This is a genomic window from Klebsiella sp. K47 (genome assembly GCF_051858335.1).
Lineage (GTDB): Bacteria > Pseudomonadota > Gammaproteobacteria > Enterobacterales > Enterobacteriaceae > Klebsiella > Klebsiella pneumoniae.
Genome location: NZ_JBPYUI010000288.1, coordinates 1 through 233 on the forward strand (window position 1 = coordinate 1; position 233 = coordinate 233).

1 protein-coding gene is annotated in these 233 nt (G+C 67.8%); it reads right to left on the reverse strand.

What is annotated here, in order from left to right; genetic code table 11:
* On the reverse strand, nucleotides 1–233 hold a 233-nt coding region (locus tag RRF55_RS28070), incomplete at both ends, for a c-type cytochrome (RefSeq protein ID WP_439419308.1).

Consider the following 233-nt stretch of genomic DNA (forward strand, 5'->3'; position numbering starts at 1 on the left):
TGTGGAGACGGTGGCCACCTTCATGAGCGTGGTGCGCCCCGGATACGCCGGGTCCAGCAGTTTGGCCACACGACCGGTCCTGATGTCCTCGGCTGTGGTGCCGCCCACGAGCGGATTGAAGACCTCGCCTGATTCGCCAAAGATGCCGTGGCAGTGCGCGCACTTGCCCTCCCACACCTCCTGCCCCTTGGCCACGCTGCCCGCGCCCGCGGGTAGCCCCTTGAAATCGGGCC